Here is a 13,173-nt window from a genome sequence, read left to right on the forward strand (position 1 = left end):
CCGCCTGCCGAAACAGGCGGGATCGACTGCATCATGACAGAAGATCTTCCACGCGATCAGCGAAGAGACGGATGGCCTCCTTCGGCTCAAGCGCCGTATTGCAGCCCGCTGCCCTGACATGTCCGCCGCCCCCGTATTCCATGGCTAAAGCTGCCACATCGATCCTGCCGTTGGACCGGAAGCTGACTTTAAAGTCATCCTCACCCACCTGATAGAGGAAGCAGGCCACCTCCACTCCCTTAGTGATGCGCAGCTGACTGACGATCTGATCCAGATCACTGGCCGCGACGCTATAGGCGTCCATCTCCTCTTTTGTGATATAGGACGCGACAAAGCTGCCGTTTGCGTAGAGTCTGGCCTTGTCCAGGGCATGACCAAGGACGCGGTTCTGCGCAAAGCTTCTGGCTGAGAAAGTGGCGTCGATGATCCCGGAGTAGTCGATTCCTGTGCTCATGAGTCTCCCGGCGATCCGCATGGTCTTCTCAGAAGTGCAGGAATACTGGAAAAGTCCGGTGTCATGGGCGATTCCCATATAGAGACATTGGGCGATCTTATCGTCCAGCATCTCCTGATCAATCAGATCAAAGATGAGCTCCGAAGTCGAACTGGCATCTGGAAAAATATAGTTGATCCGGGCAAAATCCCCCATACGGACATGGTGATCGACGCAGACGGTCTCTTTGGCAGCGTAAAAATACCTTGCGGCCGGGCCGATGCGGTCGATGGCGCCGCAGTCCAATGTGATGAAGAGATCAAATTTTCTCTCCTCACCAACCTGCCTCACCTGACTGGCCCCCGGCAAAAAGAGAAACTTGTCCGGCAGGGGATCCAGATAAACCCGGATATCCCGATCCGGATATTTTTTCGTCAGATAGTTCCAGAGACCCAGGCAAGAGCCGATGGCGTCCCCATCGGGACGAATATGGGCCGTAATCCCGATGACCCTGTGGCCTTGAATCACTTCGTCAATCTTTCTCATGATGCTTTGCGTCCTCTTCATTTACCTGATCGATCAGCTTGGACATGCGAACTCCGTAGGCGATGGAATCATCCAGGATAAAGAAGAGCTCCGGCGTATTGCGCAGGTTGACAGAGTGGGCAAGCTTGCCGCGGATAAAACCGGCGGACGACTTGAGTCCCTTGACGGTATTGATCCCCGCCTCTTTGTCTCCAAGCACGGAGACGTATACCTTGGCCGTCTTGAGATCCGGGGCCACCTCAACCAGCGTGACGCTGGTCATAAGGCTGACCCTGGGATCCTTGACGTCTTCCCGGATGATCTTGGAGAGCTCGCGCAGAACCTCTTCATTGATGCGATTGTTTTTGACACTGCGTTTTCTCATGCATCCTCCTTGGAGGCGAAGCTCCTAACGGGGAACCTCCACCATCTTGTAAGCCTCAATCTCATCGTCGACCTGAATGTCCGCAAATCCGTCAAAGACCAGACCGCACTCATAACCGGCCTTGACCTCTTTGACATCATCCTTGAAGCGCTTGAGGGACCCGAGATTCCCCTCCCAGATCATATCCTTGCCGCGATGAATCCGAACCTTGCAGCCGCGCTCCACCTGACCGTCCAGAACATAGGAACCGGCGATATTTCCGACGCCGGAGGCCTTGAAGATCTGGCGAACCTGGGCATGGCCGATCACCTGCTCCTCATAGATGGGCTCAAGCATTCCCTTCATAGCGCCCTCGACATCTTCAATGGCATTGTAGATAACGGAATAGATCTGAATGTCAACCCCCTCGTCCTCTGCCATATTCTTGGCCACGGTATCCGGGCGCACATTAAAGCCGATGATGATCGCGTTCGAGGCAGACGCCAGCACGACATCAGATTCAGAGATAGCTCCGACGCCTCCATGAATCACCTTGACGATCACTTCATCATTTGACAGCTTCTCCAGGGCGCTGGTGACAGCCTCGACAGAGCCCTGTACGTCCGCCTTGACGATCAGATCCAGTTCCTTCATGCTGCCGGCCTTAATCTGGTCAAAGACATTGCCCAGCTTGGTTCTGGCTCTCGTCTCATCCAAAAGCTTGGACTTGGACTCCTCGACAAAGGTCTGGGCATAAGAGCGGGCCTCCTTGTCGGAGTCGAGCACGTTGAAGATCTCCCCGGCATTGGGAACCTCAGAAAGTCCCAAAATTTCAACGGGAACAGATGGACCTGCCTGCTTCACCCTCTTGTGATGGTCGTCAGACATGGCCCGAATCCTTCCGAAGCTTGCGCCGGCGGCCATGTAGTCGCCGACATGCAGGGTTCCCTTCTGTACCAGGGCGGTCGCGACAACGCCGCGTCCTCTGTCCAGCTTCGCCTCAATGATGACGCCACGGGCATTGCGGTTGGGATTGGCCTTGAGCTCCAGAACATCTGCCGTCAAAAGAATCATATCGAGAAGGGTATCGATTCCCTCTCCGGTATGGGCGGATACAGGAACCATGACCGTTGAGCCACCCCAGTCCTCCGGAATCAGTTCATATTCCGAGAGCTCCTGCTTGACGCGGTCTACATTGGCCCCAACCTTATCGATCTTGTTGATGGCGACAATAATCTCCACGCCGGCAGCCTTGGCATGATTGATCGCCTCAACGGTCTGCGGCATGACGCCGTCGTCAGCGGCAACCACTAAGACAGCAATATCCGTAGAATTGGCCCCACGCATCCGCATCGCGGTAAAGGCCTCGTGTCCGGGCGTATCCAGGAAAGTGATTTTCCGATCCTTGGCCTTGACCGTATAGGCTCCGATGGCCTGCGTGATTCCTCCGGCCTCCTTGCCGCTCACATTGGATTGGCGTATTTTATCCAGAAGAGAGGTCTTACCGTGATCGACATGACCCATGACAACGACAACCGGCGGTCTGGGTACCAGGCTCTCGGGATCATCATCCTCATCGGTCAGGAGCTCCTCGATCACGTCTTCTTTTTCCTCAGGCTCGCAGATACAGTTGAATTCCTCAGCGATCTTCTCCGCCTGTTCGTAGTCCAGCTCTGTATTGATAGTGGCCATCGTCCCCTTCATAAAGAGGTTCTTGATCACCTCGGATGGGGTTACCATCATCTTCTCAGCCAGAGACTGAATGGTCAGATGTTCGGGAAGCTGAATCGTGAGCAGTTCCTCCATATTTCTCTCCGGTCCCTTGTTCTTATTTCGGTTGCGCTTGGTTGTGGTCTTCTCGAGAGAAACCATATTCTCGGCATGACGGCTCCTGTCGTCCCTTCTCTTGCGGTTCCCGTAGGCAGACCCTGATCCGTAATTCTTGCGGCCCCCGTTGCCGTTAGCGACAACCGGGCTCTGAACCATTGCGGCTGCGGAACCGCGGCCGCCCTGACCGGCATTTCCCCTGCGGGCTCCACTGTCATTGCCGCCTCGTCCGCGATTGGAGCCTCGATTATCTCCCCCTCTGCCGCGGTTATTTCCATAGCCGGACTTGGAGAGGTCAATATGGCCGAGGATCTTAATTCCGGCTCCCTTGGAGGCTGCCTTCGCGGGCTCCCTCCTGGCAGGGCGCTCGCCCGCGGCAGTCTGTTCTCTCTTTCTGGTCTCTTCCCCTTTGGCCTTCCGGTCAGCCCCCGGAGCCTGCTCTGTCCTGGACGTCTGCTCTCTGGGTGCCTGCTCTCTGGGTGCCTGCTCTCTGGGCGTCTGCTCCCTGGGTGTCTGCTCACGAAGAGTCGCGTCCTCCTGCCCGCTGATCGCTGCGGGAGTCTGCTCTTTTATCTCCTCCTGAGGCTCATTGGAGACAAGCGTTCTCTGAGAGACCAGTCCCTTGGGCCGGATGATTCCCCTTGGCGCGGTCTGACGGCGATCGTCCCGATTCCTGCGGCGATCCCCTTCTCTTCTCCTTGCCCTGCCATCGCCGCCGCCATTGCTCATGTTCTGGTGATTGACGATAAACCTGACATGTTTTTTCTTTGGCTTCTCCTGTCCGGCAGCAGTCCCATCCGCCGTCTTCTCTCTGGCCTTTTCGCCGTCGGCGGTCTCCGGCTTCTTCTCCCGGACCGGCCTATGCGCAGCAGCTTCCTGACGCACCTTCTCTGCCTCCATGTCCTTTTTGACAGGAGCTTCCTTCTTTTTCTCCGGCTTTTTTATAAAATGCCCCCGGATCCCGTCCGCCGTCTCCTGGTCGAGCCCGCTGGAGACGGTCTTTGCATCCGCGCCCATCTTCTGCGCAAGGGCAAGGACATCCTTGGATTCCGCTCCGATCTCTTTTGCTAATTCATATATTCTGGTTTTTGCCATTCCTGGTCCTCCCTTATTCAGTTGTGGACTCCGCGTCAATCTTTTGGCACAAAGCCTCCGCCATCTTCCTATCCGTCACACAGACCACGGCCCGCATCTTTTGACCGATGGCGTGCCCGATGCTGATCTTACTCCCGTAAATACGGAGATCCGTATGGTAGTAACTGCACATATCACGAAAATCCTTTTTCGTGTTCTCCGAGGCATCCTCAGCCACCACCACCAATGCGGCCCGATGTCTCTTCACATTCTTTTCTACGGAAAAAGCCCCGCTCTGTACATGTCTTCCTCTGGCACAAAGGCCAAGAAACTGGAGAACACGGTTCATGAATCACATCTCCTCGCTCAATGCCCGCAGCACACTCTCATCGACTCTCGCGCCCAGGGCCCTGTCTATGGCCTTGCTGCGGATCGCTTTGGCCAGGCAATCCGGGCTCTGACAAAGATAGGCGCCTCTTCCCTGTCCCCTGTGGTCTCGGTCAATGAAGACGGATCCCGACTTGCATCGCAGGCAAATGAGTTCCTTCTTAGATTTCATCTGCCGGCAGGCGACACACATGCGCATGGGAACATGCTTTAAGCTCATGCCTCATCATCCTCATCAAAGTCCGCGTCGTACTCCTCATCGTCTGCATCGCTTTGCTGATCATACGAATCCTCTCCCTCATAGGAAGGATCATCTTCATAGTCCTCCTCATAAGCGTCCTCGTCATAGTCGTCGTCATAGTCCTCATCGTAATCCAGCCAGCCCTCAGCCTCCTGAGCCTGTGTCTCCGACTTGATATCAATCTTATAACCGGTCAGCCGGGCTGCCAGACGGGCGTTCTGCCCCTCCTTTCCAATCGCGAGGGAGAGCTGATAGTCGGGAACAACCACCTTTGCCTCTCTGGCGTCTTCATCCGCAAGCACCGCGATCACCTTGGCTGGAGACAGGGCATTTTCAATCAACATGGCAGGGTTCTCATTCCAGTTGATAATGTCTATCTTCTCGTTGTGGAGCTCGTTGACAATCGCGTTGACACGGCTTCCGTTGACGCCCACACAGGCGCCCAGAGGATCCACATCCGGGTCATTGGACCAGACCGCCATCTTGGTCCGGCTGCCCGCTTCACGCGCAATCGCCTTGATCTCAACGATTCCGTCCTTGACCTCTGTCACTTCCTCCTCAAAGAGCCTCTTCACGAGCTCCGGGTGCGTGCGAGACACCCGAATGCGGGGACCCTTGGCCGCGTCCTTGACCTCAAGCACATAGACGCGGATCCGGTCGGACTGGTGATAATGTTCTCCCTTTACCTGCTCGCTCTCCGGAAGAAAAGCGTCGACCTTACCCAGATTGACCGAGATATTCCTTCCGATGAATCTCTGCACGACGCCGGTAACGATATCGTGTTCAATCTTGATATACTCATCCAGGAGAATTTTCCTCTCCTCCTCCAGGATCATCTGCTTCATGATGTTCTTGGCTGTAGACGCCGCGATACGGCTGAAGTCATGTGACTGCAGCTCCTCTTCCGCCGTGTCTCCCACATTCAGACTCCCGTCAATGTCGTGCGCCTCCTCTAAAGACATCTCACTCTGCGGATTGGTCACTTCATCGACAACCGTCTTTTTGACGAACACGTGGAAGTCCCCTGTCTCGCGATCTACAACCGCCCGCAGATTGGTCGCGTTGTCGGAGAACTTATAAGTCACCTTGCAGGCGGCAACAAGAGATTTTTCAATCGCTTCGAGAATATGCTCCTTGCTGATACCGCGCTCCGTCTCCAAGGCATCAAGCGCTTCCAGTAAATCTGTGTTACTCATGTTTTCCCTCCTGAGATAATTCTAAAACGACGAGAGATCAATGGCCTCTCGGATCAGCGCGATATCCTCCCTGCAGATCTTTCGGATCCCCTCTTCGCTCTCGATTGTGACGTCCGCCTTTGAGTAGTCCCGCAGCAGACCCAAAAATTCCTTTTCACCGTCGATCGCCCGGTAGCTTTTAATTTCCACCTCTTTGTCAAGATTGCGCGCGAAGTCCCGTTCTTTGCGGATGGGACGGCCCAGACCTGGAGAGGACACCTCAAAGGTATAGGTCCCGTCGACGTAATCTTCCCGATCCAGGATCTCGTTCATTTCTCTGCTGACATCGACGCAGTCATCGATGGTAATTCCACCCGGCTTGTCGATATAGGCTCGAAGATAGTACTGTCCCCCCTCCTTGACATACTCCACGTCCACAAGAGAAAAGCCATGTTTCTCCAGGATGGGAAGGAGAAAAGCCTCTGTCTTCTCTTCATAGGTCTCTTTTCGTGACATTCCGTCTCCTGTCCTGCTCTGCACAAGATGGGAGCGGGTCCTCTCGGATCCGCTCCCAACAACAACATACATATGATAGCACCTCTTGACCTGTCTTGCAAGTGCCGGGATTTCCTTTCTTTCAGCCGTCGGCCAGCGGAGCTATTTTATGTCTGCCGACCTGTTTTTTAAATTTTTGCTGAAAGCCATCCACAAATTTAAAGCAACAACAGCCAAAAGAACGATCACCAATGTAAGATATAAAAGAAATGTATACTTAAAAAAATCACCTAAAAAGCCAATAAGCGTCGCCATTGCACAAACAGCATAAAACCGAGCGATCCCTTTATAAAAAACTTTCTTATTGTATTTATCTTGTTCTTGTCGAGATAAGGCATTATAGATCGGTATAAATAGGCCTCCCTTACCTGTGTACAATAAAATACTGATTACCACCAGATAGACCAAAACACACCATTCAATAATATATCGTTCCATCATTCCCCTGATTTCTCCTAACACACATGCTAACTATTCCAATACAATTATTTTTTCGCAATCATTAAAAGGATTTTACGGACTCCATTATTTCTATTCAATACCCACTCAAAATCCGAATAATTGCCGGATAGTTCTCTGCCTCGTGGGGATAGGTGCAGTCTGTGCATACCTTGACCATGCGGCCGCGAATCTCTCTCATCTCGTAGTTCCCCGGGCAGTCATAGCTGTAGAGGGGACAATAACAGAAGAGGCAGTTGATATGCTCCATCTTATGGCAGGGGTAATACTTGCAGTCCCTGTTCTCAAAATATCGAAATGAATTCTTCACGCCATTCTCCTTATCATCAGATACTGCCCTCACCCGCATGTTGTAACCGGCAGCCTGTCTTTGATTTCTACCTCGTTTCAGTCATCATTTCTCTCCTCTGCCATCCTTCTCTTATGGTAGAGGTCAGCCGCATAGAGGAAATTGGCGGCAAACCTGGGGCAGGAAGCGTAATAGAGATGGGGAAAGCCCCACCAGTGATCCGGACCCGAAAAAGCACAGGACCAGCTCCTCCCTGAGAGCGGCTTGGTTGCCAACATGTCGGACCCGTTTTCACTTGTGTCATAGTAGTGAAACTCATGCCCGCGAATCCTCTCCATACCTGGGAAACCGCTTCCCTTCTTCCCCCGCAGTTCAACATAGCCAAAGCGGACCAGCCGGTTGGTCTTCCAGGCTCTTCCGGGCAAAAGCCCGCACATGCGATAGGATTTGCCCTCGGGATCACTCACGACCTCCTTGAGGTAGAGAAAGCCTCCGCACTCTGCAATCGAGGGCAGGCCGCCGGCAATGGCACTTCGGATATCGGCCCGCATGCTCTGATTGTCCTCCAGCTGCTTGAGATAGAGCTCCGGGTATCCTCCGCTTAAGATCAGCCCGTCAATATTCTCAGGCAGGCGCTTGTCATGCAGGGGGGAAAAGGGAACGATCTGCGCCCCCATCTCCTCGAGAACTCTCTGATTCTGCGGATAAATGAAGGAAAATGCCCGGTCCTTTGCCAGAGCAACGCGAAGGCCGAAAAATTTGCCGGCATATTCCCTGCTTTTAGGCTTTTGCCGATCCTGTCCGCCCCGGCCATCGCTGTATTTCTGCTGGTTTGGTCCGTTCCCACTGTCGCCGCGATTTTGCTTGTCCAGTTCTTCCCCGTCATCGCTGTAGCTTTGCCGGTCCCGTCCGCTCCTGTCGTTGCTACAATCCGATCTTTTCTCCCCAACATTCAGGAGAGGAGCCTGTTCTGCAATTTTTTCAATGGCTCCAAGGTCCAGGCTTTCTTTTGCCATCTCCGCCAGCTTTGTCAGCTTTAACTCAAGATCCGAAAGGCTGTCCGGAGCCATCAGACCCAGATGTCTGCTTCCGATTTCAATCTGCCGGTCTTTTGCCAGATAACCGCAGACGGGAAGCTTGAGCTCCTCCTCGATCAGGGCCTTCAATCGGGGATAAAAGGAAGGGGAGACCTGATTTAGAATACAGCCGCGGATCAGTCCCTCCCGGTCGTCATCCATAAAGCCCCGCAAAAGAGAGATCAGGCTGCGCCCAATCCCCCCGGCTCTAACCACAAGAATGATCGGCGTCTTTGTCCAGACCGCAAGCTGGTAGGAGGACGCCTCTTCGCTGACTCCACCCAGTCCGTCATAGAGGCCCATCACTCCCTCAATCAGGGCAAAATCACTCCCGGCTCTTTTGGCATCCTCTGCCAACAGATGGCAAATATCACTTTGCCCCAGAAAGTAGGGATCTAAGTTATCAGACGAAATGCCTAACATACGGCGGTGAAACATGGGGTCGATGTAGTCCGGCCCGCATTTAAAAGAAACGGGATTTCTCCCTCTCTTCTTCAGAGCCGCCAGAAGACCGCAGGTGACTGTGGTCTTGCCCGAACCGCTCATAGGAGCGGCAATCATAATTCTACTGACCATTTCACTCCTCTTTCTGCTGATCCGAAATGCACTTTCTGCTAACCCGTAAGCTATACCTCTCCCAGAACTCCACTGATGATGTAGATCCCATTTTCGGACATCATCATGTGATAGGAGGCAATATTCCTGGCCCTGGAGACCTGCACCAGGCTGATCTTCTCCCTCCTAATCGGCAGACTGACCGCCAGTCTCTGATATTCCGCCAGAGTCTCCAGTGTGATGGCATTTAAGACAAAGCGAACCGGCTTGCCACAGCGCCAGAGTTCCTCAAAAATGGCTCGAAGCGCCCCGGAAGAACCACCGATGAAAACGGCGTTTGGATCCGGCAAATCCTCCAGAGCCGCCGGAGCCCTTCCATGGATCAGCTTGATATTGTTTAAGTCAAGAGCAGCCATATTCCTGCGGATTAAATCGACAGCCTCCGTCTTCTGCTCGATCGCGTAGACTGTGAGATCTGGGCTGATATTGGCCGCCTCCATGGCGACAGATCCGCTGCCGGCGCCGATATCATAGAGAATATCTCCGGGCTTTAATCCAAGAGCAAGGACAGACAGGTGACGGATTTCTTCCCTGGTCATCGGCACCTTATCCCTGAGGAACTGGCGGTCCTCTAAAACCGGTGTCAGAGGGCGGACCACCCGCTTTCCGATGAAAAATGCAGACCAGAGACCTTCCGCGTAGCTGATGTCCGCGGCCTCCTTCAAGTCACAGAAGATCACCTTCTCACCCTTACATCCCAGCTGATAGCCAAGAATCAGATCCATTCTCTGCCTCTGTGCCAACAGAGTCCTGGCCAGGGCCGCAATCTGCCCTCCTCTGCTGAAGATGATAAAGCACTTCTCATGGCTGCTGATCTGACCGAGCGCGTCATCCTCCCTTCCGTGGAGACTGATAAAGAAAGCATCCTGCCAGACAATCCCCGCTTTTGCCGCCAGATACTGGGGAGAGGAAAGACCGCAGTGCCGAAGGATCTCCCAGTCCGCCCACTCTGACCTTTCGGACGGATTCTTAAATAAGTCATAGGGACCGGGATAAGCGGCGGCCCCGCTGAAAAATCCCAGATCTCCCGAGAAGACCACACCGGCGGAGGAGATCTCGGGATGGCGAAGCAGGTACTCCCGCACATAATCCTGGCGGTACTCTCTCTCTGTGTCCAGATCTTCAGGAAGCTGCAGACGATCTAAAAGACTTCCGGCTCCGAAGATGATCTGGCAGTCAGCGAGAGCCTCTTTCGCCTCATCCGTCAGATACCTCTGTCCTCCCGGTCCGATGGCAATCAGGTGCAGGATTTTCTTCCCATCCTCTGTAAGGCGGCCCTGCGCAGGACGGACTGTGCGCCTGATACGCTTTTCTTCCTCCCGATAATGCTCCAGTTCCATCCCGAGTCCCAGTCGGTTTGCCATCATTCGAAGAACCTGAGAAAACGAATAACCCTGTTCCGGCGGACGGGAAATCATCACCGTATTCACTCCGACAAGGGCAGCGGCCGCCAGCTTCTCCTCGACGCCTCCGACACGGCCGGAGGCCTTGGTCATCTGCCATTGAATCCGCAGATCCTCCAGAGTCGCCTGGTGCATCTTCTCAGAGACAGGGCCCTGCATGGCTATGATCTGCCGGCCGAAAAAACCCGCTTCATGACAGAGTCGAATGCTTTCCTCAGAGGGCAGGACCCTGACATAGACCCGTGACAGGTCCCTGAATCGACCGGCGATTTTGGCAAGATCTTTCGAACCGGTCGTGAGAAGAATATTCCCCTCCTGCTGATCAAGGAAGTCCGCCCCCTTCTCAATCTTCGAAAAAATCTTCACATGATCTTGATTCAGGCAAGCCTGCTCATCTCTGAGCAGGCGAAGATAATCCAACTTCAGCTTTGCGGCCGCCTCGCGAATATTGGAAGAAACCTCCTGCGCGAAAGGATGGGTGGCATCCACGACAATGGTTCTCGGCTCCTTCGTCAGGAATGTCTCCATCTCCTTTTCATCCATACGGCCCCTGTGAATTTTAGCCTTCTGAAATCCCGGAAGAATCATTTCTCCGTATTCCGTTGCGACGCAGATATCCAGAGGAACCCCGGCCCGGTCCAGAATACCGGCAAGGGTCCGTCCCTCGGTTGTGCCGGCGAAAATCACGACATGTCTCATAAGTGGTATCCTCGCTTGGTCACCAGGCGCCCGCCCAGAGTAATCGTGGCTGACGCGCCGATGAAAACCGTAGTAAACATATTTACCCTGGTCTCTCTCAGCTGACCCAGGGGAAGAATTTGCATCCTCGCTCCCTCTCTCCCGATTCGCTCGACAATACCGCAGGGTCGATCCTTCGGCATGTACTCCAGGAGAATATCACAGGCCTTTTCCAGATAATCCTCTCTCTTTTTACTGGAGGGATTGTAGAGGACAATGGAGAAGTCTGCCGCAGCCGCTGCGCGCAGCCGCTTTATGATGGTCTCCATGGGAGTCAGAATATCGCTGAGAGAAATCACGCAGTAGTCGTTTCCAAGGGGAGCGCCCAGCATGGCGGCTCCGGAGTTGGCTGCCGTCACGCCTGCTATGATCTCAAGCTCGATCTCCGGATAGTCCACGCCGACTTCATACATGAGTGAGGCCATGCCATAGACTCCGGCATCACCGGAACAGAGCATGGAGACCTGTCTTCCCCTCATGGCCTCCTCAAAGGCCATGACGCACCGTTTTCTCTCCTGCTTCATAGGAGTGGATAGTAGCCGCTTGTCCGCAAATTCCTCAGACAGCTGCTCAAGATAGACCGGATACCCGACAATGGTATCACTCTTTCGCAGGGCACGCCCGGCCTCAATGGTCATATAGACATCCTGCCCCGGCCCCATACCCACAACATAGAGCTTTTTCATTGATTCTCCCTCTCCTTATCTCAGAAACGGTTTTTCCTGTCGATCGGTCGCCCCGCTATCAATCAGTTGCTTCAGCATCGATCAATCGGCTCAGCATTGATCGGTTGCCTCAGTGTCGGTCGTTTACCTCCATGTCGATCGGTTATCTCGGCAGGATTCAGCGCATTTACAATTTCTATCCGCCTCTGACCAGGTTCTCTAGATCCGCAGCAATTTCTTACATCTGGCGACGGCAAAGGTCACCTTTTCTTTTGCCTCTCTTTGAACAAGCAGCTGTGCCGATTCCTCTTCCGAGGACAGATCCTTTGCCAGCAAGAGGGCCGCGCGCTCACAGACATTATCGCAGCCCAGTGTTTGCATGACAAAATCGGAGTGGTGAAAATCCCCTTGGACTGTCATCAGTTCCTCAGGACTTCTGGTAAAGAGCTCGATCCCCTCTCTGCGATGCAGAGCGAGCAGGGCTTTTTCCTTTGCCTTTCGATCAACCGTGGCGAGTGCATAGACCTCGCGCGGGTCGATTTCATGCTTCTGAAGAAAGGCATGATACTGCAAAGAGACCCTGTCCGTATCTACACCGGCTCGACAGCCAATCCCGACAATATAGGGTCTGGCATAGAGGATCAGACAGCCGGACTTTTTTCTCTCTCCCTCCAAACCGGCCATGGTCAGATGGTCTGCAAAGCCTCTGGCTCTGGCATAGCTGTCAAAAACCAAGAGAAAAGCCTTCTCCTCCCCATGACCCACAGCCTGCAGGAGACTTTGTATACGGTCAATTCTCACCAGCTCCCCGGGCAGAGCGCTTCCCTCCTCCCAGCCGATTTCCGACCAGACGCCGACCTTTTCGCCACGCAGGATGCTTGAGGAGACCGCTTGAATCCCCTCGCGGTTCAGAATACCCAGTCCGTTCTTTTTGGCCCATAGATCACAGGCAAAGGCCCTCGCTCCGTCGGTCGACGTCGTCAGCACGGGAGTGGCATGGATCCACCCGGCAAGCGACTTAGCGAGCGCGTTGGCTCCTCCCACATGTCCACTGAGCAAGGGGATGACGAAGCGCCCCCCGTCGTCCATGCAGATAACGGCAGGATCCAGAAATTTGTCCCTGACAAAGGGAGCGATGGCCCTGATAGCAATCCCGGCCGCCCCGATGAACACCAGGGCGTCAAAATAAGAAAAGGCATAGGCAGTCCAGTCAGACAGGCTCTCCTTTCTGCGGCGCATCCAGCGGATCTTTTTTTCTCCTGACTCCTCCCTGAAATCAGTATGGCAGGTCAGGCTCTCCTCCAGTCGTTCTCCCATGGGGGAGAAATGACAAATTCCGATCTCCAC

Annotated in this window: 13 protein-coding genes; all 13 read right to left on the bottom strand. The window is 53.9% G+C overall.

Annotated elements, in window-relative coordinates; translation table 11 throughout:
• Positions 1 to 31: 31 nt before the first annotated feature.
• The 13 genes from HMPREF1508_RS02065 to HMPREF1508_RS02125 all read right to left on the bottom strand — a co-directional run bounded on the left by HMPREF1508_RS02065 (position 32) and on the right by HMPREF1508_RS02125 (position 13,173).
• Positions 32 to 979 carry a DHH family phosphoesterase gene (locus tag HMPREF1508_RS02065; RefSeq protein ID WP_044958986.1) on the bottom strand — a complete coding sequence of 316 codons (948 nt, stop codon included), beginning with the start codon at positions 977 to 979 and terminating at the stop codon, positions 32 to 34.
• A complete protein-coding gene (gene rbfA, locus HMPREF1508_RS02070) occupies positions 966 to 1,343 on the bottom strand; it encodes a 30S ribosome-binding factor RbfA (RefSeq protein WP_006906267.1) in 378 nt (125 codons plus the stop codon). The genes HMPREF1508_RS02065 and rbfA overlap by 14 nt, the downstream gene beginning before the upstream one ends.
• A gap of 24 nt (positions 1,344 to 1,367) precedes the next feature.
• Entirely contained in the window at positions 1,368 to 4,244 is a 2,877-nt protein-coding gene (gene infB / locus HMPREF1508_RS09860; RefSeq protein WP_044958988.1) for a translation initiation factor IF-2, read from the bottom strand.
• 13 nt (positions 4,245 to 4,257) lie between these two features.
• Positions 4,258 to 4,572, bottom strand: coding sequence for a L7Ae/L30e/S12e/Gadd45 family ribosomal protein (locus HMPREF1508_RS02080; protein ID WP_006906269.1), 315 nt, complete (start codon positions 4,570 to 4,572; stop codon positions 4,258 to 4,260).
• Between the two features lie 3 nt (positions 4,573 to 4,575).
• Complete coding sequence (gene rnpM / locus HMPREF1508_RS02085) at positions 4,576 to 4,830, bottom strand: RNase P modulator RnpM (protein ID WP_044958989.1); 255 nt, start codon at positions 4,828 to 4,830, stop codon at positions 4,576 to 4,578.
• The gene (gene nusA, locus HMPREF1508_RS02090) at positions 4,827 to 6,047 is read right to left on the bottom strand and encodes a transcription termination factor NusA (RefSeq protein ID WP_006906271.1); all 1,221 of its coding nucleotides are present in this window, start codon (positions 6,045 to 6,047) and stop codon (positions 4,827 to 4,829) included. The genes rnpM and nusA overlap by 4 nt, the downstream gene beginning before the upstream one ends.
• A 21-nt stretch (positions 6,048 to 6,068) precedes the next feature.
• A complete protein-coding gene (gene rimP / locus HMPREF1508_RS02095; RefSeq protein WP_044959094.1) occupies positions 6,069 to 6,542 on the bottom strand; it encodes a ribosome maturation factor RimP in 474 nt (157 codons plus the stop codon).
• Positions 6,543 to 6,683: 141 nt separating this feature from the next.
• The gene (locus HMPREF1508_RS02100) at positions 6,684 to 7,043 is read right to left on the bottom strand and encodes a DUF3784 domain-containing protein (RefSeq protein WP_198015543.1); all 360 of its coding nucleotides are present in this window, start codon (positions 7,041 to 7,043) and stop codon (positions 6,684 to 6,686) included.
• A gap of 73 nt (positions 7,044 to 7,116) precedes the next feature.
• A complete protein-coding gene (locus HMPREF1508_RS02105) occupies positions 7,117 to 7,350 on the bottom strand; it encodes a cysteine-rich small domain-containing protein (RefSeq protein ID WP_044958994.1) in 234 nt (77 codons plus the stop codon).
• A 77-nt stretch (positions 7,351 to 7,427) separates the two neighbouring features.
• Positions 7,428 to 8,981, bottom strand: a complete 1,554-nt coding sequence (locus HMPREF1508_RS02110; RefSeq protein WP_044958996.1) for a cobyrinate a,c-diamide synthase — start codon at positions 8,979 to 8,981, stop codon at positions 7,428 to 7,430.
• A 50-nt stretch (positions 8,982 to 9,031) separates the two neighbouring features.
• Entirely contained in the window at positions 9,032 to 11,122 is a 2,091-nt protein-coding gene (gene cobK / locus HMPREF1508_RS02115; protein WP_044958998.1) for a precorrin-6A reductase, read from the bottom strand.
• Positions 11,119 to 11,847, bottom strand: coding sequence for a precorrin-3B C(17)-methyltransferase (cobJ, locus tag HMPREF1508_RS02120; protein WP_044958999.1), 729 nt, complete (start codon positions 11,845 to 11,847; stop codon positions 11,119 to 11,121). Before cobJ ends, cobK begins: the two co-directional genes overlap by 4 nt.
• 198 nt (positions 11,848 to 12,045) lie before the next feature.
• Entirely contained in the window at positions 12,046 to 13,173 is a 1,128-nt protein-coding gene (locus HMPREF1508_RS02125) for a cobalt-precorrin 5A hydrolase (RefSeq protein ID WP_049906841.1), read from the bottom strand.

The organism is Shuttleworthella sp. MSX8B (assembly GCF_000524295.1).
GTDB lineage: Bacteria > Bacillota > Clostridia > Lachnospirales > Lachnospiraceae > Shuttleworthia > Shuttleworthia satelles.

Excerpts from the sequence above, each read along its gene's own strand:
- HMPREF1508_RS02065 (WP_044958986.1), bottom strand. The coding sequence starts at position 979 with ATGAGAAAGATTGACGAAGTGATTCAAGGCCACAGGGTCATCGGGATT.
- rbfA (WP_006906267.1), bottom strand. The coding sequence starts at position 1,343 with ATGAGAAAACGCAGTGTCAAAAACAATCGCATCAATGAAGAGGTTCTG.
- infB (WP_044958988.1), bottom strand. The coding sequence starts at position 4,244 with ATGGCAAAAACCAGAATATATGAATTAGCAAAAGAGATCGGAGCGGAA.
- HMPREF1508_RS02080 (WP_006906269.1), bottom strand. The coding sequence starts at position 4,572 with ATGAACCGTGTTCTCCAGTTTCTTGGCCTTTGTGCCAGAGGAAGACAT.
- rnpM (WP_044958989.1), bottom strand. The coding sequence starts at position 4,830 with ATGAGCTTAAAGCATGTTCCCATGCGCATGTGTGTCGCCTGCCGGCAG.
- nusA (WP_006906271.1), bottom strand. The coding sequence starts at position 6,047 with ATGAGTAACACAGATTTACTGGAAGCGCTTGATGCCTTGGAGACGGAG.
- rimP (WP_044959094.1), bottom strand. The coding sequence starts at position 6,542 with ATGTCACGAAAAGAGACCTATGAAGAGAAGACAGAGGCTTTTCTCCTT.
- HMPREF1508_RS02110 (WP_044958996.1), bottom strand. The coding sequence starts at position 8,981 with ATGGTCAGTAGAATTATGATTGCCGCTCCTATGAGCGGTTCGGGCAAG.
- cobK (WP_044958998.1), bottom strand. The coding sequence starts at position 11,122 with ATGAGACATGTCGTGATTTTCGCCGGCACAACCGAGGGACGGACCCTT.
- cobJ (WP_044958999.1), bottom strand. The coding sequence starts at position 11,847 with ATGAAAAAGCTCTATGTTGTGGGTATGGGGCCGGGGCAGGATGTCTAT.